Source organism: Hwanghaeella sp. (assembly GCF_965227365.1).
Lineage (GTDB): Bacteria > Pseudomonadota > Alphaproteobacteria > UBA8366 > Aestuariispiraceae > Hwanghaeella.
Genome location: NZ_OZ245754.1, coordinates 19,708 through 39,537, shown reverse-complemented (window position 1 = coordinate 39,537; position 19,830 = coordinate 19,708). Strand labels below are relative to the sequence as shown.

Annotated in this window: 16 protein-coding genes; 5 read left to right on the top strand and 11 right to left on the bottom strand. The window is 62.0% G+C overall.

Annotated features, from left to right (window positions below; translation table 11 throughout):
- Positions 1 to 6 precede the first annotated feature (6 nt).
- Genes ACQK2G_RS00170 through asnB form a run of 3 tightly spaced genes read left to right on the top strand, consistent with a single transcriptional unit; the run spans position 7 to position 4,302 of the window.
- Positions 7 to 1,104 (top strand): glycosyltransferase, encoded by a 1,098-nt coding sequence (locus tag ACQK2G_RS00170; protein WP_425402985.1) that lies wholly within the window; start codon positions 7 to 9, stop codon positions 1,102 to 1,104.
- A complete protein-coding gene (locus tag ACQK2G_RS00165) occupies positions 1,101 to 2,483 on the top strand; it encodes a hypothetical protein (protein WP_425402984.1) in 1,383 nt (460 codons plus the stop codon). The genes ACQK2G_RS00170 and ACQK2G_RS00165 overlap by 4 nt, the downstream gene beginning before the upstream one ends.
- Before the next feature lie 16 nt (positions 2,484 to 2,499).
- Positions 2,500 to 4,302, top strand: a complete 1,803-nt coding sequence (asnB, locus tag ACQK2G_RS00160; RefSeq protein WP_425402983.1) for an asparagine synthase (glutamine-hydrolyzing) — start codon at positions 2,500 to 2,502, stop codon at positions 4,300 to 4,302.
- 64 nt (positions 4,303 to 4,366) lie between these two features.
- Here asnB and ACQK2G_RS00155 read toward each other — a convergent pair whose 3' ends face one another.
- Genes ACQK2G_RS00155 through ACQK2G_RS00145 form a run of 3 tightly spaced genes read right to left on the bottom strand, consistent with a single transcriptional unit; the run spans position 4,367 to position 8,733 of the window.
- Positions 4,367 to 6,133, bottom strand: a complete 1,767-nt coding sequence (locus ACQK2G_RS00155; protein ID WP_425402982.1) for a SulP family inorganic anion transporter — start codon at positions 6,131 to 6,133, stop codon at positions 4,367 to 4,369.
- Between the two features lie 25 nt (positions 6,134 to 6,158).
- Positions 6,159 to 7,841, bottom strand: a complete 1,683-nt coding sequence (locus tag ACQK2G_RS00150; protein ID WP_425402981.1) for a TIGR01244 family sulfur transferase — start codon at positions 7,839 to 7,841, stop codon at positions 6,159 to 6,161.
- Positions 7,842 to 7,872: 31 nt separating this feature from the next.
- Positions 7,873 to 8,733: an MBL fold metallo-hydrolase gene (locus tag ACQK2G_RS00145; RefSeq protein ID WP_425402980.1), complete on the bottom strand. Its 861-nt coding sequence runs from the start codon at positions 8,731 to 8,733 to the stop codon at positions 7,873 to 7,875.
- A 255-nt stretch (positions 8,734 to 8,988) separates the two neighbouring features.
- On the opposite strand from ACQK2G_RS00145, the gene ACQK2G_RS00140 reads away from it, so the two are divergent.
- Complete coding sequence (locus ACQK2G_RS00140; RefSeq protein WP_425402979.1) at positions 8,989 to 9,645, top strand: Crp/Fnr family transcriptional regulator; 657 nt, start codon at positions 8,989 to 8,991, stop codon at positions 9,643 to 9,645.
- Here the strand turns inward: ACQK2G_RS00140 and ACQK2G_RS00135 are convergent.
- The gene (locus ACQK2G_RS00135; protein ID WP_425402978.1) at positions 9,642 to 10,862 is read right to left on the bottom strand and encodes a serine hydrolase domain-containing protein; all 1,221 of its coding nucleotides are present in this window, start codon (positions 10,860 to 10,862) and stop codon (positions 9,642 to 9,644) included. The two genes, ACQK2G_RS00140 and ACQK2G_RS00135, sit on opposite strands and share 4 nt — an antisense overlap.
- Positions 10,863 to 10,930: 68 nt before the next feature.
- Here ACQK2G_RS00135 and ACQK2G_RS00130 point away from each other — a divergent pair, with 68 nt between their 5' ends.
- Positions 10,931 to 11,893 (top strand): 2-hydroxyacid dehydrogenase, encoded by a 963-nt coding sequence (locus tag ACQK2G_RS00130; protein WP_425402977.1) that lies wholly within the window; start codon positions 10,931 to 10,933, stop codon positions 11,891 to 11,893.
- 5 nt (positions 11,894 to 11,898) lie between these two features.
- Here ACQK2G_RS00130 and ACQK2G_RS00125 read toward each other — a convergent pair whose 3' ends face one another.
- The 7 genes from ACQK2G_RS00125 to ACQK2G_RS00095 all read right to left on the bottom strand — a co-directional run bounded on the left by ACQK2G_RS00125 (position 11,899) and on the right by ACQK2G_RS00095 (position 19,743).
- A complete protein-coding gene (locus ACQK2G_RS00125; protein WP_425402976.1) occupies positions 11,899 to 12,798 on the bottom strand; it encodes an isocitrate lyase/PEP mutase family protein in 900 nt (299 codons plus the stop codon).
- 43 nt (positions 12,799 to 12,841) lie between these two features.
- The gene (locus ACQK2G_RS00120) at positions 12,842 to 13,543 is read right to left on the bottom strand and encodes a class II aldolase/adducin family protein (protein WP_425402975.1); all 702 of its coding nucleotides are present in this window, start codon (positions 13,541 to 13,543) and stop codon (positions 12,842 to 12,844) included.
- Complete coding sequence (locus ACQK2G_RS00115; protein WP_425402974.1) at positions 13,540 to 15,384, bottom strand: TRAP transporter permease; 1,845 nt, start codon at positions 15,382 to 15,384, stop codon at positions 13,540 to 13,542. Before ACQK2G_RS00115 ends, ACQK2G_RS00120 begins: the two co-directional genes overlap by 4 nt.
- Positions 15,385 to 15,460: 76 nt before the next feature.
- The gene (locus ACQK2G_RS00110) at positions 15,461 to 16,456 is read right to left on the bottom strand and encodes a TAXI family TRAP transporter solute-binding subunit (RefSeq protein ID WP_425402973.1); all 996 of its coding nucleotides are present in this window, start codon (positions 16,454 to 16,456) and stop codon (positions 15,461 to 15,463) included.
- 158 nt (positions 16,457 to 16,614) lie between these two features.
- A complete protein-coding gene (locus ACQK2G_RS00105; RefSeq protein WP_425402972.1) occupies positions 16,615 to 17,607 on the bottom strand; it encodes a hypothetical protein in 993 nt (330 codons plus the stop codon).
- 20 nt (positions 17,608 to 17,627) lie between these two features.
- Complete coding sequence (locus ACQK2G_RS00100) at positions 17,628 to 18,818, bottom strand: Gfo/Idh/MocA family oxidoreductase (protein ID WP_425402971.1); 1,191 nt, start codon at positions 18,816 to 18,818, stop codon at positions 17,628 to 17,630.
- On the bottom strand, positions 18,808 to 19,743 hold the full coding sequence (locus tag ACQK2G_RS00095; protein ID WP_425402970.1) for a PDR/VanB family oxidoreductase: 936 nt from the start codon (positions 19,741 to 19,743) through the stop codon (positions 18,808 to 18,810). Before ACQK2G_RS00095 ends, ACQK2G_RS00100 begins: the two co-directional genes overlap by 11 nt.
- Positions 19,744 to 19,830: the final 87 nt, after the last annotated feature.

Genomic DNA, 19,830 nt, shown 5'->3' with positions numbered 1-19,830 from the left:
TCAACCATGAAGACTAAAGTCGCCTTGATCCTGCCGAGTTTCGCCGGCGGGGGTGCCGAACGGGTGATGCTCCAACTCGCGGGATCGCTCGATAGGGATCGGTTCGAACCCATTCTCGTGGTGCTGAACGGCGAGGGGGATCTTGCTTCGGCGGTTCCAAGCGATATCCGAATAATCGACTTAGAAAGCCCGCGACTGCGCCACGCGATCGGCGCATTAGCCAATACCCTTCGGGAGATACGGCCCGATGTCGTGGTTTCCACGATGGGATACCTGAACTTGGCGATACTCGCCTTCGTCAAACCGCGCCTGCCCGGAAACATAAGCTATCTCGTCCGGGAAGCGAATTTGCCCGAAGCGTCTTTGGCCACCTTTCCCGCCGGGGCTTTGGGCAGGATTGTCGGGCGCTTGGCCTACCGCCTGCTCTACAATCGCGCGGAACGGGTCATCTGCAATTCCCATACGGTCGCCGCCAAACTCCGCGCGCTGGGCGTCAAAGAAGATCGGATTGCACAGGTCGACAACCCCGTCGATGTCACCGCGCTGCGTAACAGGGTCGACTACGCCGCCGCCCGGCCGGCGGGAAGGCATTTCATCTCTGCCGGACGGCTGACCCATCAAAAGGGTTTCGACCTGCTGATACCCTGGTTCGCGGAAATGCCGCAGGACTGCCGCCTGACCATTCTAGGGGACGGCCCAATGCGCGCGCGCCTGGAACAATTGCGAGCCGAACACGGCCTGACGGATCGTATTGAGATGCCCGGCTTCGACAAGGCGCCATGGCAGCGGATCGCCCAAGCGGATGCCTTCCTGATGCCGTCCCGCTGGGAAGGCATGCCGAATGCCGCCCTTGAGGCGCTCGCCCTCGGCACGCCTGTCATCGCGACCCGCACCGCCGGCGGCTTGCCGGAACTCGCCGCCGATGTTCCGGCGGGGTCCTTGCTGATCGCCGAAGGCAAAGAAGATTTCCTCGCCGCCATGCAATCCCTACCCCCTCGGCCGGAACTGGGGTGGGAGCGACAGTCCTGGCTGCCACCGCGATTTGAGAAGGCACAGGTCATCGAGAAATATGCGCATTTGATCGCCGGAGCCCGGGAATCATGACCGCCGGCCGCATTGTCCTCGTCCTCGCCGTCGCCTTGGCGATCCGCGCCCTGTATGTGCTGGTGGTCTATCTGCAGTTCGGCGCCGACGGCCTGATGGGACCGGATTCCCACGCCTTCATCCAGGCGGCGCAATACCTCGCCGACGGCGGCAGCTACATGCAGGTCGCCGTCGCATCGGGCCCCGGCATCGGGTTGGACCTGATGCCCGTCCCCTTCCTGGTGATGTCCTGGACCTTGAGCGCCGGCATGCCGCCCGACCCGCTGGGTTATGTTTTGCTGCAGATTCCGGTCGATGCGGCGACCTGCGTCATCGCAGGCATGCTGGCGGAACGGTTGCGCCCCGGCAGCTTCCTCATCGCCGGGCTGATCGGTGCCTTCAACCCGACTCAAATCGTGGTGGCGGGGCTGTTCTATACGGATACGCTTTTCCTGTTTTTCGTTGCCGCGGGCCTGCTCACGACAGTGATCTGGCTCGAGCGCCGCGACGCCAAGAGCACGGGCGCCATGGGAATCGCCTGGGGCCTTGCCCTGGTGACACGGCCTTTCGTCCAGCATTGGCTGATGTTGAGCCCGTTGATTCTGCTGCTCCTCGCCCTGTTGCGGAACCGAACCGCCTGGCTGCGCAGCGCGCTCGGCCTGGCCGCCACGCTGTTGCTGTGCGTCGCGATCGCCTCACCGGTCATGCTGCGCAACCAGGAAGCCTTCGGCTCCGCCCGCCTGCACGCCCAGACCGGTGCGCATCTTCTGTTCTGGGTCGCCCCCCTGATCCGGGAATACGAAACCGGCATTCCCATCGAGCAAACGGAAACCGAATGGCGAGCCGAACTTCTGCAGACCCCCGCCCACCGCGCGGCGCAGAACCCGTTCCAGGAATCCGATGCGATGACCGCCCTCGCCGGGGAAAAACTGAAGGAGCTCGGCATACCCGCCGTTCTTTCCGCCTGGGTGAAGGGAGCGGTCCTGAATCTAGCCTCTCCCGCCAGCACCATTTCCCCGCTGCTTTCCGAACTGCCGCGCCAAGGGTTCTACGATACGCCCGGCGACAGCCTTGCCGACAAGGTCTGGAATTTCCTATTCGATAATGAGGGGGCGCTCTACACCGCCCTCCTGCTGATCAGTGCGGCGCCGATACCGGTCGCATTGCTGCTGGCATGCCTTGGCTTCGCCGTCTGCCTGCGCGGCGGCAGGGCCACGGCGATCCCCGCTGTTCTGTTATTCCTTTGGGCAGGCTATACGTTGGGTCTGAACGGCCCTGTTTTCAGCCCGAAATACCGTTTGCCACTGGAACCGGTCTGGGTCGTCATGACCGCGATCGGCCTTATGGTGTGCCTCGAACACTACCTGCCGTCTTTCCGCTGGCCGGGAACAAACCGGTGACCAGGGAGTACCCACCATGTGCGGATTAGCCGCCCTCGCCCAACCGGGCCGCAGGTTCGACGCATCCCTGCTGGAGCGGATCGACTCCGCATTGTTCCACCGTGGCCCGGATTCGGGCGGCGCCGTATCCGAGGACGGATGCGCCCTCGTCTTCCGGCGTCTTGCGATCATGGACCCCGAGCCCGCCTCGGACCAGCCGATGTCCGATGAGCAGGGCGAGATCACCCTTGTTTTCAACGGGGAGATCTACAATTTCCGAGCCCTGCGCGCGGAGTTGGAATCGCTGGGTGTCCGGTTCCGTACCAAGGGCGATTCCGAAGTCGTCCTGAACGGCTACCGGCAATGGGGCGAAGACCTGTTCGAGCGCCTGGAAGGCATGTACGCAATTTGCCTTCTGGACCGGCGCCGGGGTGTGCTGCTGGCCGCGCGCGACCCGCTCGGCATCAAGCCTCTTTACGCGGCGAGCAAGGGCGACCTGCATGTCTTTGCCAGCGAAGTGAAGGCGATCAGCCCCTTGGTCGGGGCGGAGGCGGATCTCAACGCCCTGCCCGAACTTCTGACTTTCGGCTGGGCGGCCGGATCACTTTCCAACTACAAGGGAATAGAGCGGGTTCCCGGTGGAACACTGATCACCATCGACCTGCAGACAGGCAATCGCAGGGACCGCCGGTTTGCCGACCCGTTGGATACGCTCAATCAACAACGGACAGCGACGGAGGAAGACGCCCATAATGCCGTCCTTGCCTCCCTCAACGCCCATCTGATGAGCGATGTCGGGTACAGCCTGCAGCTCTCCGGCGGCGTCGATTCCAGCCTGATCGCCGCCCTGGCCGCCGAAGCGGCGGGAACCCGCCTGGACAGTTACGCGGTGAAACTGGACGATCCGGCGCTCGACGAAGGAGAATACCGCAAGCCTGTCGTCGAACGGTATGGCCTAAATCACCTTGAATGGAATGTCAGCGGCCGGAATTTCGCCGATATGCTGCCCGACGCCGCCAGGGCGATGGAAGGCCCGGTCCCGCATGGCGGATGCGTAACGCTCTACGGCCTATGCGGTGAAATCAAGAAACGGCACAAGGTCGTCCTGACCGGCGAAGGCGCGGACGAAATGTTCGGCGGATATTTCCGCTATTCGATCTGGCAGAAGCTGGCCCGGCAGGAAGCGATCGACCGGGCCTGGCCCGCCTTCCTGCCCTTGCCGAATATCTGGCCCTTCAAAGGCATTAGGAAATTGCACGGACGGGATTTCGCCGCCTATGCGGCCCTGTACGAAAACCTGAACGCGATGGCGGATATTTTCCCGGACCTGCTGCCCGCGGCGCCGGGCGCACGGGAAGCGGCATCGGCACGTTTCGACGATTTCCGCGACCGGCTGTTCGCGGTCGACCAGACCGCCTATCTGGAATCCCTGCTGGTGAGGCAGGACAAGATGAGCATGGCGCAGTCGGTCGAGGCACGCGTGCCTTTCGTCCATACGCCGCTGCTGCAGGTGGTGAATGCCCTGCCGAATGAGATGCGGGTGCCGGGCGGCCAGACGAAACCGATCCTGAAACACTTGGCCGAACAGCACCTGCCTCATGACCTGATCCATCGGCGCAAGGTCGGTCTGCTGCTGCCCTACAAGCGCTGGGCGGCGGACGAAGCGGGCTTGGGCCGATACCTGTCGGACCTGACCGACCCGAACGGGAAACTGCGCAGCTTTGCCGACGGCAACAAACTGGATAAGGCAATCGCAGATTTCCGTGCCGGACGGAGCGAGGGTCTGCCGCGGATCTTCGCCCTGATCAATATGGAGATCTGGCTGCGCAGTGTCGGCTGACATCCAGCCACGGACAAATCGCCTTTCGCACAAGCCCGGCCGAAGCCGGGCTTTTTCTTTTTGATCAGGCCGGATGCCGGCTGGCGGAACCCGGCCGGCGCTCGCTCATTTCCGCATCAGCGGTCGCCGACGGATCCAGAGCCGCCATGGCGTCATGCTGGCTGAGGAAGATGGCCCCCGTCAGATGGGCCAGAAAATCAGTTTTCTTCAGCTTGTCCATGACCGGTCCTTTGACCTCGGACAAATGGAAAGTCACCCCGGCCGCGTGCAGCCGGTCGTTCAACCCTTCCAGACCTTCCAGGGCACTGGAATCGATCGTATTCACGGCGGAGCAGATCAGCACCACATGTTTCACCGTCGCGCTGGCGACGGCCTGATCATACAGCATGTCCTCCAACCAACGGGTATTGGCGAAGTACAGGCTTTCGTCGACACGGACGCTCAACACCTTCGGGCTTGTGACGACGTCGTGCCGTTTCACATTCCGGAAATGATGCGTGCCGGGCACCTGCCCAACAACGGCGAAATGCGGACGGGCCGTGCGTCCCAGAAACAGGATCAGCGACAGGCCGACGCCGGTGATGATCCCTATTTCCACCCCCATGCCCAAAACCATCAGGATCGTGGCCGCCATGGCCGCGAAGTCCGTTTTCGAATAGTTCCAGGTCCGGCGCAGGGCCCCCAGATCGACCAGCGACAGCACCGCGACGACGATGGTCGCCGCCAAGGTCGCCTTGGGCAGTTGATGGAACAACGGCGTCAGGAACATCGCCGTCAGGCCGATCCCGACCGCCGTCATGACGCCCGCCAGCGGCGTCCGTGCCCCGGCATCGTAGTTGACCACCGAACGGGCAAAACCGCCGGTTACAGGATAACCGCCGCTGACCGCCGCCGCCACATTCGCCGCCCCCAGGCCAAGCAATTCCCGGTTCGGGTAGACCCTCTCGCGACGCTTTGCCGCCAGGGTCTGTGCGACCGACACGCTCTCAACGAAACCGACAATGGAGATCAGGATCGCCGACGGCATCAACTCCCGCCACAGATCGATCTCCACCGGTGGAAGGGAGAAGGGCGGCAGGCCCTGCGGGATCGCGCCGACAACCTTGACCCCGGCTTTATCCAGACCAAGGAATTGCACCGCCAGGATCGTCGCAATCACCGCCGCGACCGGCCCGGCCTTGGCCAGGGCATCCGCCAATTTCGGTCCAAACCCGATTGATTTCAGCAGCGGCTTCAGTTTCGCGCGCACCCAGAACAGGAACGCCGTCGCCAGGACACCAATCACGAGGGTCGGGATATTTACTTCCCCCGCATGGGCGGCAAGGGATTCGACCAGTTCCACCATCGTGTGACCGGAGGCGTTCACGCCCAGGATATGCTTCAACTGGCTTGCCGCGATGAGCAGCCCCGACGCGGTGATGAATCCCGATATCACGGAATGACTGAGGAGGCTGGCGAGGAAACCGAGCCGAAGCAGTCCCAGCAGGACAAGGAACAGCCCGGACATAAAGGCAAGCGCCAGCGCCGCCGAGGCATAGTCGACAGTGCCGCTTGCCGCGACATTGCCGATCGCCGCTGCCGTCATGAGGGAGACGACCGCGACCGGACCGACCGCGAGCGCGTTGGAGGACCCGAAAAGCGCATAACCCGCCAAAGGCAGCATGCTGGCATAGAGACCGACTTCCGGCGGCAATCCCGCAAGCAGGGCATAGGCCAGGCTTTGCGGGATCAACATGATGGTCACGATGATCGCGGCCAGGGCATCGCCGTGAAAAGCCTCGGCATCGTAACGGCGCAGCCAACCGATGCAGGGAAGAGCCCGCTCAATCATACCGGTCTTATCCATCGCGTCAGGGTTAGTTCACGATTTCCGGTTTCGCGACCTTCGGCTTCACAAGCCATTCGCGGCCACGCAGCATGCCTTCCCAATAAACGGGGGGAAGGATCTTCTCCTTCAGCAGCCAGGCAAGGCGGCTGGGCTGTTTGCCGTTGATCAGCCATGACGGGAAACTGGGCAGCAGCTTGCCGCCATAGCCGAACTCGGCCAGCACGATCTTGCCTCGTTCGACAGTCAGCGGGCAGGAGCCGTATCCGTTATAGTGCGAAACGCCGGATCCCTTGCCCATGTCGGTCAGGACGTTCTGGGCGACGACCGGCGCCTGCATGCGGGCCGCGGCAGCGGTTTTCGCGTTGGGCGCGTTCATTACATCGCCCAGGCTCCAGATATTTTCGTAGGTCTTATGCCGAAGCGTATTCTGATCGACATCGACCCAGCCGGCCGCATCCGCCAAGGGGCTGACCCGGATGAAGTCCGGCGCGCATTGCGGCGGACAGACATGGATCATGTCGAAGGACCGTTCCACGGTTTCGGTCTTGCCTTCCCCATCCGTCTTCGTGAACCAGGCCTTCTTCGCCGGCCCATCGATGGCGGTGAGGTTGTGACTGAACATCAGGTTGGCATTGTATTTTTCGACATATTCCATCAGGGCCGGGACATAGTCCTTCACACCGAACAGAACGCCGCCGGCATTGTAGAAGCCTATATCGATGTTCTTGAGCACGCCCTGACGGTGCCAATGATCGGCCGAGAGGTACATCGCCTTTTGCGGCGCGCCCGCGCATTTGATCGGCATCGGCGGCTGCGTGAACAGCGCCGTTCCCTCGCGCATGCCGCTCACCAGTTTCCAGGTATAGGGGGCGAGGTCGAACCGATAGTTTGACGTGACGCCGTTCTTGCCCAGCGTGTCATCCAACCCTTCGACCTTGTGCCAATCCAGCTTCAAGCCGGGACAGACCACCAGCCGGCCGTATTCGATCACCCGGCAGCCTTCCAGCAGAACCGAGTTCTTGTCCGGTTCGAAAGCAGCAACCGCGGCCTTGATCCAATGCACATTGCCGGGAAGAACGGAGGACAAAGTGCGGACGGTTTCATCCGCCTCGAACACGCCGCCGCCGACAAGGGTCCAGCCCGGCTGATAGTAATGAATGTCGGCGGGATCGATGATTGCGACATCAAGGTCCGGCGCCCGAGCCAGCATCGACGAGGCGACGGATATCCCCGCGGCACCGGCACCGACGATTACCACGTCATATTTGCCGTCAACGGCCCCGCTTGGCATCTTGCCCTTGTTGGCGACGCGGCGGACCACGCCCGACATGTCGTAACCGGCCTGCTTCGCTTTCGTCAGGACATCCGGCAAGGCAATTTTTCCCGCCCGGCTCAGTGACCACAGCGTAATTGAGCGCGTGCCGGTGCGGCAGTAGGCGAATACCGGTTTCGGCGCGCCGTCCAGAAGCGTGCCGAAGGCATCCGCGTCTTCATCGGTTACCTTGCCGCTCTCGACCGGAAGATAGTGGCATTCCAGCCCCGCCTTCTTCGCGACTTCCTCAATTTCATGGAACAGCGGCTGGTCGTTCCCCTCACCGTCCGGGCGGTTGCAGACAATCGTCTTGAACCCCGCCCGCGCGATCTCCGCGATATCCGTCGGAGCAATCTGAGGGGAGACACTGATTTCCGTATCGACCGTATTAATTTTCATCACTCGTTTCCTTCCGAGACATCTGCGCCGATCAAAGCGCGTCCAACGGAATCTTCAGATAGCGGGTGCCGTTGTCTTCCGGCGGCGGCAGTTCGCCCGCCCGCATGTTTACCTGCACCGACGGCAGGATCAGCATGGGCATGTCCAACTGCTTGTCCCGTTCCGTGCGCATTTCTACGAAGGCGTCCTCGTCGACGCTGTCGTTGACATGGATGTTTTCCTTCCGCTGCGCGCCGACGGTCGTTTCCCACAGATATTCACGGCCGCCCGGCGCATAGTCGTGGCACAGAAACAGGCGGGTATCCTCGGGAAGGGACAGGATCTTCTTGATCGACCGGTAAAGCTGACGCGCATCGCCGCCGGGAAAATCGCACCGCGCGGTTCCGAAATCAGGCATGAACATCGTGTCGCCGACAAAGGCTGCATCGCCGATCACATAGGTTGCGCAGGCGGGCGTATGACCCGGCGTATGAATAACCGTCGCTTCCAATTCGCCGATATGGAAGACCTCGCCATCCTCAAAAAGGTGATCGAACTGGCGGCCGTCGGTCTCGAAAGACTCTTCTGCGTTGAAGACCTTCTTGAAGACCCCCTGGACCACGTCGATCCGCGCGCCGATACCGATCTTCCCGCCGAGCTTTTCCTTCAGGTAGGGCGCCGCGGTCAGATGATCCGCGTGGACATGGGTTTCCAGGATCCATTCGATCTTGAAATCTTCGGATTTCACGAATTCGATCAATTCGTCCGCCGATTTGGTCGAGGTGCGACCCGATTTGGGGTCATAATCCTTCACGGAATCGATGATCGCCGCATGTTTCGTCGTCGGGTCCCAGACCACGTGCGACGCGGTAAAGGTCGCTTCATCGAAAAATGTCTTCACACTCGGTTTCATCTCTTTCCTCCAACGGCGTTTGTGATGCCGGCCCCCGCGCTGCAGCGGCACATCATAGGACAATGCCGCCCGGTCACTGATTGATGACAGCGGACCGCTCGCGTAATCCTTGCGATCAAGGGCAATCCAGGCCGGTTGGCCCGGTGCAGATACTGTCAGCTGCCATCATGCTCTTGCCGGGGCGGGATGTATGTGACTAAGTCACGCATTCGTGAGGTGTCCTCGGATCGAATGCTTTTTTGGGAGAGGGGGGTCATGACGGATTGGATAGACCGGTTTCCGGACTTGGCGGCGCTGCCTGATGCGGACCGCGCCATTCTCTCGGAAAACGCGCAGCGCGTGACCCTGCCTGCGGGAACGACCGTCTTCGCACCGGGGCATGCGGCGGAAAGCTTCCTTCTGGTTCTGGACGGGACCGTCCGTGTGCAGCAGACCTCGGCCTCGGGCCGGGAAATCGTGCTTTACCGCGTATCGGGCGGGGAAACCTGCATCATGACGACCGCCTGCCTGCTGTCCGATGAAATGTACAGCGCCGAGGGCGTTACCGAGTCCGTCGTCCACGCGGTCGCCGTCCCCAAAGGCACTTTCGAGGAAGCCCTGGCACGATCAGCCGGTTTCCGCCGCGTCGTCTTCGCCGAGTATTCCCACAGGATCTCGGACGTGATGCATGTTGTAGAGGAAGTCGCTTTCGAACGTCTGGATAAACGTCTGGCGCAGCGTCTTCTCGCCCTCGCGTCGCGGGACGGCACACTGACGGTTACCCATCAGGACCTGGCCACCGAATTGGGCACGGCCCGTGAGGTCGTCGGCCGCCAATTGAAGGAATTGCAGCGCCGGGGGTTCGTCTCGCTGGCCCGCGGGTCCATTTCGATCATGGACCGGGACGGCCTGGAGGCTTTGGCGACGCTTTAATCCACCAGGGCCTGATAGCTCAACACCCTGAGTTGCCGCCTCAATGTATAGGTGCTGGACGGCGCGAGCTGCGTCATCAGTATCACCGTCATCTCTTCGGCCGGGTCGACCCAGAAGGCGGTCGACGCCATGCCGCCCCACGCATATTCGCCGGGACTGCCGATAATTTTCGCCTTGGCCGGGTCCAGCATCACCGAAACGCCCAGGCCGAAGCCGATCCCCTCGAATGTCGTTTCCGAGAAATGCGCCTGACCGCGGCTCGCCAGATCCCCGCCCATATGGTTGGAGACCATGCTGTCGAATGTCTTCCGGCCCAACAGCCGACCGCCGTCATAACAACCTCGCGCCAGCATGGCGGAGGCGAAGCGCTGAAAATCACCCATGGTCGACAACAAGCCGCCGCCGCCGCTCTCCAGCGTCGCCTCTTCCGGCCGACGCGGGCCATCCTGTTTTGGCAATTCCAACGTGCCGCCCTCGGGCGTCGGCGCGTAGAGCTTGGCGACGCGGGGATGAAGCCCCTCCGGCAAACCGAATCCCGTCTCTGTCATGCCAAGCGGGTCCAAAATCCGTTCCCGGAAGAACTCGCCCAAGGTCTTGCCGGAAATCACCTCCACCAGCCGGCCCAGAACATCCGTCGAATAGCCGTAGGACCATCGCGCGCCCGGCTGAAAGGCAAGTGGCAGGTCACATAGGCGGGTCAGGGCGTCGGCCATCGTCTCACCGGTATCGAACCGGAACCCGTTCGCGGCCAGGGCCTGCTCCAGCGCATCCCCTTTCGGCGCGCCATAGAGGAATCCCGACTGGTGTGTCATCAGGTCGTGCACCGTCACCGGGCGCGCCAATTCCTCGATGTCATCCAGGTCGTGACCGGGGCCCTTCCAGACGCCCTTGGAGCCGACCGCCGGGATGAAGTCGGCGACCGGTTGATCAAGCTGGAACGCGCCCTCCTCGTACAACATCAGGGCGGCCACCGTGGTGAGGGGCTTGGTCATGGAATAGATGCGCCAGATCGTATCGTCCTCGACCGGCAGGTTGCCTGCGATATCGCGCAGACCGTGGCGGGCGGAATAGGCGATTTCACCCCTTCGAGAAATCTGAACCGCCAGGCCCGCGAGCCGACCGCTTTCCACATGGTCGGCCATCCAGGCATCGATATTGGCGAGGCGCTCCGGCGAAAATCCGAGATGCTGCTGCGTTTTCCTGTCGATACCGCCCATGCGGTTTTCTCCTATATCCAATGCGCGGGCATCTTGCGGGTCGGGCACCGCACGGCCAAGCTGCAAACATGAAAAATGACATCGTCATAGTATTCCCGGATGCGGGTCCCGGCACGGAGTCACTGTTCCAAGGTCCTTTGCGCGAGCGGATTGAAAAGGTCGGGCGCCTCGAGATTCATCAAGGCCAGCCCAAGGACGACGAGGATTTCATCTCCCGGATCGGCGATGCCCAGGCGGTGATCCTGGGTTGGCGCCTGTCGCGCGACGTTCTGCGCGCAGCGAAGAATCTGCAGGTCATCGCCTTCACGGGCATCGGCGCCGGGGACAATGTGGACCTGGCACTGGCGCGCAGTTTGGGCATAACCGTCTGCAACACGCCGGGTTACGCGGATACGACGGTCGCGGAACATACAATTGCGTTGATGCTCGCCGCGGCGCGGAACGTCGCCATTGGCGACCGGGAAATGAAGAACGGATTATGGAATCAGTCACGGTCGGGTTTCGATCTGTATGGCAAGCGCTTGGGAATTGTCGGCACCGGCGGCATCGGCGCGCACGTCGCTACCCTGGCAAAGGCGTTCGGCATGACCGTGACGGCCTGGACCGCCAACCCGTCGCCGGGGCGCGCGGCCGATCTGGGCGTGACGTACACCGACCTCGATACCGTGTTTGCGACCAGTGACGTCGTCTCCCTGAATCTGGCCTTGATGCCCGAAACCGAAGGCTTGATCACCGCCGATCATCTTGCCCGTCTTCGGGACGGGGCCTTGCTGGTCAACACGGCACGCGGCGGTTTGATAGAAGAAGCGGCGCTGATGGCGGAATTGTCATCGGGCCGGATATCCGCCGCGCTCGACGTTTTCCACACAGAGCCTTTGCCCGCCGACCATCCGATACGGACATTGCCGAATGTCGTCCTGACGCCGCATACCGGATACAATACGCCGGAAGCCTTGGGAGAAATCTATCGACTGGCGGTCGATGCGATCGAAGCCTATTTCGCCGGAACCCCGGTCAACGTGGTCAACTGATCGGATCAACCAACCGTTTCATGGCGGTGGGCGAATTCCTGGAACTCCGCAAGACCGACGATTTCGCAAAATTCCGCGTAGGAAATCTGCGGCGCGATCCCCTGCGGCGATCCCTGCGCCTTCAAGTGGTCCAGCGCCGACCGCACGGCGGCAGCCGCCGTGAAAAGCGTCGTGACCGCATAGAGTGCCATGCAGAACCCCATCTGCTGCAAATCCGACAAGGTCAGATTGGCGGCATCCGTCCCATCCACAATGGAAACGATCTTCGGCGCATCAAGGCCGGCGGCGATCCCTTCCACCTCTTTCCGGGTCTTCACGCCGTCTACGAACAACAGGTCGACGCCCGCATCGGCATAAGCCCTGGCCCGGTCCAACGCCGCGTCCAGACCTTCCGGCTGAAGCGCATCGGTTCGCCCGATGATGACCACGTCGGACCCGGCTTCCGCACGTGCCTCCACCGCGGCTTTCAGGCGCAGCACGCCTTCCTGACGGGTGACCAACCGCACGCCGGACAGTTGGCCGCAGCGCTTCGGACTGATCTGATCTTCGATATGCATCGCGCCCGCACCGGCCTGGATGTATTCGCGGACCGTGCGGCGCATGTTCAACGGGCCGCCATAGCCCGTATCCGCATCCGCGATCACCGGGATACCGACCGCGCGTACCATCGCGCGGGCATGATCGGCCATTTCCGTTTGGGTGAGGATGCTCAGGTCCGGCTGCCCGACCCGGGCCGCGGTCGCCCCCAACCCGGTCATATAGACCGCGTCGAAACCCGCCTTCTCGACCAGACGGGCGGTCAGCGCATCCGGCGCCCCGGGGGCGGCGACGATTTTGCCGTCGGCAAGACGTGCGCGCAGGCGGGAAGCGGCGGCCATCAGGGGCGGTAGGGGCGGGTTCGACATGAAATTTCCTCCGGCGTTTCTTTTTCGCCGGGGACGCTACCCGCTATCCGTAGACCCGGCAATAATGCTCCCAGGCGCGCTCCAGCGGACGGCCCCATCCGTTGACCTTGTTCGATTTTTCAACCTCGCCGGCGCTCAGGAAATCCGGTTCGCCCATCGCCATGGCATCGGCCTGAAGTTGTCCGTTGTCACGCATGCAAACTGAGATGAAGACGGATCGCGGTACGGTCTCGCCCACGCAGATGGCGCCATGCCGCTTCAACAACGCCGTGTTGCCCTTTCCCAAGCACCGCGCCAGGGAGGCCCCCATCTCGGGATTGAAGATCAGCATGGACGTATCGCCGAACTCGTCCTGGCTGTCCCAGAACGGAACCTCCGGCCCGATCACTGCACCGAGGTGATAGATCGGCCGCAAGGGGGTTCCGGTCGCGGCAAAGGGCATGATCGCGGGCGCATGGTGATGCACCACGGACCCGACATCGGGGCGCGCCTTGTAGATTTCCGAATGGATGAAGCGTTCAAGATAGGGATGCCCCTCACCCGCGACGACCTTGCCGTCCAGGTCGAATTCCAGGAGCGTTTCATCGGAGACCTGCGCCGGACTGGTGGAGCGGGACAGGAAGAACCGATCCGGACGGTCGGGATGCCGGGCGCTGACATGGCCGAAAACGTCCAATACGCCCTCGCCCGCCAGGATGTGGTTGCCGAGAACGACGTCCCGGCGGATCTGTTCTACAGTTGTCATGACACTCCCCCAAAAAGGATCGGCCGCAGGAAGATGGTCGCCAATCCGGCGACCAATAGGATGAGCCGTACGGGTACGGAAAGCAGCCCTTTCAGATACCCCTCCTGTGCCGCCACCACCATCGACAGCCCGATCGCCACCAGGATGAAGGCGGAGGCGATTTCGAAAGGCGTGCCCTGCAGGATCAGGGCCGGGTCGTGCACGAAGGTGAAAGGAACCAGGAAGGCGCCGATGGCGATGCGCACGGCGACGCCCGCGATTTTCAAAGGCGGCGCGTCGGCCAATGCACTCGCCGCATAGGCCGCCACCGCGACCGGCGGGGTCAGTGCCGACATCACCGCGAAATAGAGCAGAAAGAGATGCCCGGCCATCAGGTCGATGCCCAATTGCTGCATCACCGGCGCGATCAGGACCGCCGCCAGGATATAGGCGCTGGGCGTCGGCATGCCGAGGCCGAGCAGCAGCGTCAGTCCCGCCGCAACGATCAGCGAGATCAGGACACTGTCGCCGGATACCAAAAAGACGAGGACTCCGAACTTTGAAGCCAGTCCCGTCATCGTGATGCCGCCGATTACCAGACCCGCCGCTGCGCAGGCCCCGACCACCGCGACGGACTTCACGCAGGTATCGGCCAGAATGTCGAAGACAACGGCGGGTTTCAGGCGGGTATCCTTGCGCACCATGGAGACCGCGACGACCGCGAGCGTACCATAGATCGCCGCATAGGTCGGCGTATACCCCTCGACCAATGCCCAGGTGATGACCACCAGCGGCACCATGAACAATCCGCCGCGTTTCAGGGTTTCCAGAACCGGTGGGATCAGAGACGGGTCGAGTCCCTCCAACCCTATCTTGTTGGCCCGCAGGTGAACCTGAAGATAGATCGGGATGTAGTAGAGCAGGGCCGGCAGGACCGCCGCGAGCGCGATGTCGAGATACTCAATGCCGGTATATTCGGCCATGATGAAGGCGGCCGCCCCCATCACCGGCGGCACGAGGCTGCCGCCCGTCGAAGCCGCGACCTCGACCGCGCCGGCGAAGGTGGAACTGTACCCCAGCCGCTTCATCATAGGGATCGTCACCGAACCGGTCGTGACCACGTCGGATGTCGGGCTGCCGGAAATGGTCCCGTACATGCCGGACGAGATCACTGCGATCTTCGCTGGTCCGCCCTTCGTCCCGCCGGTCAGGCTGGCCGCGATGTCGAAGAAGAAGTCCGCCCCGCCGGTCTTTGCCAGAACCGTACCGAACATGACGAACAGGAAGGCATAGGTCGCCGCGACGCGCAGCGGCACGCCGAACAATCCGTCGGTCGTAAAAACCATGATGTCGAGAAAATGGGTATAGGTGATCACGCCATGCCCCATCGGGCCGCCGAGCAGATCACCGAAAAGATTGTAGGCGATGAAAAGCAGGACGATGGCCGTCAGGCCCAGCCCGACGGTCCGCCGCATCGCCTCGATCGACAGCAGGATGATCACCGTGGCGGCGGTCACGTCGAAGACCGTCAGCGGCGTCAGCAGGGTGATGCGCACCGCGATGTTATCCGTCTGGGTCAGAAAGTAGGCGCCGGCGGCCAGCGCCAGGACGGCTCCGATCCATTCGAACCAGGGCAGTTTCGCCGGGTTCGACTTCGCCGACGGGGTGATCAGCATGAAGGTCAGGACCAGCATCAGGGACAGGAAGGTGATGGTCAGGGACAGGACATCCGTCCGCGAGAAACCCGCCGCATAAACGGTCCAGGCCGCTGTCCCGGCCGCAAACACCTTCACGCCTGCGCCGATTGTACCGGTCAGCTTGCGCCGCAACCCGGTATCGAAGGCAATCGATACGAGGGACAATTCAATTTTCCTGCAATAAATTCACGGCCATGCGGAAAGGGGCCGGCACAAGCGTGCCGACCCGCATAATCCGCTCTTAGCGCAGGCCCTTGGCCTTGTAGACTTCTTCCGCCGCCGTGTGATACGGGGCGGCCGAGGCCGTCGCCATCAGCTTGGCATCCAAAGCCTTCATTGCCTTGTGCACACCGCTGACCTTATCGGCATTGTCGATCAGGGCCGTGGTGACGTCCTTGACCATGGTCGGGTCCGCGTCCTCGCGAACGAAGAGCTGGGCCGAAACCGTGATTGTCAGCGTATCGTCAGGCGCCCAAGGATAGGTACCGCCCTTGATCGTGAAGTTGTTGATGTTCCATTCCCCAGCCACCTTGTCGGCCGTTGCCTTGGTGACGGGAACCAGTTTCAGATCGATCGCATTGGCCAATTCGCGGATGGAACTGTGGTTCACGAAGAGGGAATTGAGAATGGCGTCCGCCCGGCGGTCGCGCATCAATTCGCCCTGTTCCTTCGAGGCCGCATAGGTGACGCTGCCGCCCCATTCCTCGATCTGTTCCGGAGAGGCCCCGACCGCGGTCAGCATGGATGCGCCGATATCCGAGACGACATTGCCCTTCTTGTTCAGCAGGATGTTGATCGGCACTTTCTTTGCGGCGATGTCTTCCATCGTGTTGATGCCGTGCTCTTCCGCGTAGGACTTGCTGATCAGCAACTGCATCGGCGCCCAGGTATACATGACGGCGACCGACCGCATGCTGTCGACCGGACCTGAGAACGGCGGTTGTCCGCTGCGGGCCGCTTTCACTTCCGCATCATGGATGATGGCGAGGTCGCATTTCTTCTGGTCGATCTGAACGACGTTCGCGAAACCGCCGCCGGATGTCTGATAGGTGACCGTGGAGCCCGGATAGGACGCCTTCACCGCGGCATCGACACCCGCCCCCAACAGCGACCACAACCCGCCCGGGCTGGCACCGCACAGGGTCAGGTTATATTCCGCATGGGCCGATTGCAGCGGCAAAACCGCGCCCGCAAGAACGGACGCAGCCACAAACACACTCTTGAACCTGTTGATCATGTATTCCTCCCTAAACATAGCACTTGATGTGCCGTTTTCGCCTGAGATGCCGATTTGTCCGGCTATTATTCTTAGACGTCTAACAATGATGGTACAGTCCATCGCGAAACGGTGTCAAACGAGCATTTGTCGACCCCGTCCCGGATGGGCGCGACGCGTCATAAGCTGAACGATTCCTGGGTCGAGGGATGGAACAGTTCGTCCACCGCCACCCGTCTGGTCGACAATCCCTGCCGGTGGTGCTGCTCCAGGAAGTAATCCAGGATATCACGGTTCGCGCCGACGCCGTAGGACCAGAAGTCCGGGCCGATCAGGCTACGGGCGCGATGCAGGGTATCCTCGACGAAAGGCATGGTGACCTTGGTGGCCGAGGTATCGTCCAGCGCATCCTGCGACAGTTTCTTAGCGGCGCTGAACGCCTTCAGCAGGGCGCCCGGAACCCAGGGATGCTCTTCCGCCAAACTGCGCCGAACGCCCAGGAGATGCATGATCGGGAAACGTTTGGTGCGCCGGTAATATTCCTCCGCAACCGCGACCGTATCCTCGAACAACCGGCCGACGCGCGGATCACCCTCCTGGAAGGAACGCGGCGCCCGAGGGCCGATAAAGGCATCGATCTCCCCTTCCGCCAACATAGCGTTCAGCGTCGCCCCTTCCGGCGCGGGCGTCACCCGCACATCCGGCGGCAGATCGATTTTCAGCTTTTCAGGCCGGCCCGGCGTGTCCATGCCGCCGCGGATCCAGTCCACATCCGACGGCGCCACGCCGAAATCGTCCTGCAGAATGGCGCGCGCCCAGACATTCGCCGTCAGCTGATATTCCGCGATGCCGACCTTGCGACCCTTCAGATCCTCGGGCTTCGAGATCCCCGCATTCCTGTTCACATAGATCGAGGTATGTCGGAAGGCGCGGCTGAGGAAAACGGGTATGGCGACATAATGCGGGTCGGGCCGCGTCAGGCTGACCACATAGGAGGAGAAGGAAATCTCCGACACGTCATAGGCATGATGGCGAAAGGCGCGGAAGAACATTTCCTCCGGCACCTGCAACATGCAGACGGGATCAATACCGTCGATCTGCACGCGGCCGTCATAGATCGCCCGCGTCCTGTCGTAATCGCCCATTGCGATGGAGAGACGTAGTTTCGACATTTTTCCTCCCAACCCCCGATTTATTGTGTCGTCCGGCGCACCGGCACCTGATGTTCAAGCTCGACCTCACGCCCTTCGCGCGCCGATGTCAGGATAGCGTGACATACTTCCAGACTGGCCGCGCCCCATCGCGCATCCTGAATAGCCGGACACCCGCGACGGACCGCGGCCCAGAGCGCATCGATAACCCCGCGCCGAGGCACCGGCCCGACCGGGACCTGGATGAACTCCTTCTCCAGATGCCCGTAGACCCAAACGCCCTGGGGCGTCAGCCGAAGATCCGCCTTATCACAACTGACGATCAGAGGGCCGAAATGTTCGTTTTCGCTGCCCCCGGGAAGGGCCGCTGACGCGCCGAAGGTCCGGTCGGATTTCAGGCGCGCTTCCGCTTCATGGTCTTCGACCGCCATCAAGGCGCGACGTGCGCCGCCATATCCCGTGGGATCCACCGGATGGCCGAGTTCGCCGGTCCATCCGCAATATTCATTGCTGTCGAAATGGGCGAAGCCGGAATAGGTGAGGCTCGCGAAAGCGCCGTTCTCGAAGGTCAGATGCGCCGCATAGGCGCATTCCGTCGGCCGCTGCGGGTCCCAGGCTCCGGCCGAGGCGCGGAGCGACGACGCCATGCCGCCGCCCAGCAAACGGACGATGTCGATCTGATGTATCCCCTGGCTGAAGACCACACCGCCGCCTTCATCCGTCACCAATTCCTCAGGCCGTCGCGGCCGGTAGAGAAAATCGGTATAGTTCAGGGCATGAAGCATCCGGACCTGGCCGTAGGCGCCGCTCTCGATCAATTCCAGCGCCTTCAGCACCGGCAGGTCGAAACTGTGGCTCGGCCCGACAATGACATGGCGCCCCGTCTTTTCCGTAGTTTCCGCAATGGCAAGCGCATCGATCATTGAAACACAAAGCGGCTTGTCGACCAGCACGTGTTTGCCGGCTTGCAAAGCCGCCTCTGCATGTTCCCTGTGCATCTGGTGCGGAGTGGCGATGTAAACCGCCTCGACCGACGGATCGGCGCAGAGTTCCTCAACCGACGCATAGGCACTGCCGCCGAATTCGTTCAGGAAGGCTTCGCGCGACGCCTCCCGCGGCGCGGCACAGGCCACCAGTTCAACCCGCGGGTCCGCCTTGAAGCTGGGCAAAGTCAGAACAAAGGCCCGGCCCAACCCGGCTACGCCAAGGCGGATGGCGGGATCAGAGGTCAAGGACCATTCCCCCTTCATCAGCGCGCGAGACGCAGATCATTACCTTGTCCGTCTTTTCCTCCGGCATCAGGACCAGATCTCGATGGTCGACATTTCCGGAGAGATAGGTCGTCTTGCACGTGCCGCAGGTGCCGCTTTCACAGGAACTGGCGACTTTGACGCCGGCCGTGCGCACGGCATCCAGGACCGTCGTACCGACCGGGACCGTGACCGTCCTGCCTGACTTCGCCAAGGTAACCTCGAACGCCACGTCGGCGGCACGGAACATCTCGACCGGTTTAAAGTCTTCGAAATGAATGGCGCTCTCGGGCCAATGTCCGGTAACGCCTTTGACCTCCTCCATCAGCGGTTTCGGACCGCAGCAATAGACATGGGCCTTGCTCGGTTCTTCAAACAGATCCCAAAAATCGTAGACCTTGTCCGGATCGCCATCGTCATGATGGATCGTGATCTCACCCGACACGTCGCCGGAGGAAAGCACATCCTCATATGCCGTCAAGGCCGGCGAACGGGTGCAATAGATCAGTTTGAAAGGCTTGCCGCGCACGGTAAGGACACGCGCCATGGAAAGGATCGGCGTAATACCGATGCCGCCGGCGATCAGGATATAGGCGGGTGCGTCCACCAGCGGGAAATCGTTTTCCGGCGGCAGGGCTTTCAGTTGGTCGCCCTCAACCGTATCCTCGATCATGGACCGAGATCCACCGCGCCCCTCGGGCTCCAGCTTCACGCCGATGACATATCGATCGCGTTCAGACGGGTTGTTCGAAAGGGAATACTGCCGCATTCCCCCGGAGGGAGTTTCGACGGGCAGATGCCCGCCCGCGCTGAATTCCGGCAACGTGCTGCCATCCGCGGCAACCAGTTCGAATTCGAATATACCTTCCGCGAGAGCGCGCTTCCCGCGGATCACCAAGTCCAACATTCGCCACCCATTTTCTTCTGCGGCCTCTTGCCGGGCCGGTGATGAGACTAGACGGCATTGGCAAAAGGCGCTACAATTTTTTATTAG

Bases quoted from the DNA above. Each gene is read 5' to 3' on its own strand.
- ACQK2G_RS00170 (WP_425402985.1), top strand. From the start codon at position 7: ATGAAGACTAAAGTCGCCTTGATCCTGCCGAGTTTCGCCGGCGGGGGT.
- ACQK2G_RS00165 (WP_425402984.1), top strand. From the start codon at position 1,101: ATGACCGCCGGCCGCATTGTCCTCGTCCTCGCCGTCGCCTTGGCGATC.
- asnB (WP_425402983.1), top strand. From the start codon at position 2,500: ATGTGCGGATTAGCCGCCCTCGCCCAACCGGGCCGCAGGTTCGACGCA.
- ACQK2G_RS00155 (WP_425402982.1), bottom strand. From the start codon at position 6,133: ATGATTGAGCGGGCTCTTCCCTGCATCGGTTGGCTGCGCCGTTACGAT.
- ACQK2G_RS00150 (WP_425402981.1), bottom strand. From the start codon at position 7,841: ATGAAAATTAATACGGTCGATACGGAAATCAGTGTCTCCCCTCAGATT.
- ACQK2G_RS00145 (WP_425402980.1), bottom strand. From the start codon at position 8,733: ATGAAACCGAGTGTGAAGACATTTTTCGATGAAGCGACCTTTACCGCG.
- ACQK2G_RS00140 (WP_425402979.1), top strand. From the start codon at position 8,989: ATGACGGATTGGATAGACCGGTTTCCGGACTTGGCGGCGCTGCCTGAT.
- ACQK2G_RS00135 (WP_425402978.1), bottom strand. From the start codon at position 10,862: ATGGGCGGTATCGACAGGAAAACGCAGCAGCATCTCGGATTTTCGCCG.
- ACQK2G_RS00130 (WP_425402977.1), top strand. From the start codon at position 10,931: ATGAAAAATGACATCGTCATAGTATTCCCGGATGCGGGTCCCGGCACG.
- ACQK2G_RS00125 (WP_425402976.1), bottom strand. From the start codon at position 12,798: ATGTCGAACCCGCCCCTACCGCCCCTGATGGCCGCCGCTTCCCGCCTG.
- ACQK2G_RS00120 (WP_425402975.1), bottom strand. From the start codon at position 13,543: ATGACAACTGTAGAACAGATCCGCCGGGACGTCGTTCTCGGCAACCAC.
- ACQK2G_RS00110 (WP_425402973.1), bottom strand. From the start codon at position 16,456: ATGATCAACAGGTTCAAGAGTGTGTTTGTGGCTGCGTCCGTTCTTGCG.
- ACQK2G_RS00105 (WP_425402972.1), bottom strand. From the start codon at position 17,607: ATGTCGAAACTACGTCTCTCCATCGCAATGGGCGATTACGACAGGACG.
- ACQK2G_RS00095 (WP_425402970.1), bottom strand. From the start codon at position 19,743: ATGTTGGACTTGGTGATCCGCGGGAAGCGCGCTCTCGCGGAAGGTATA.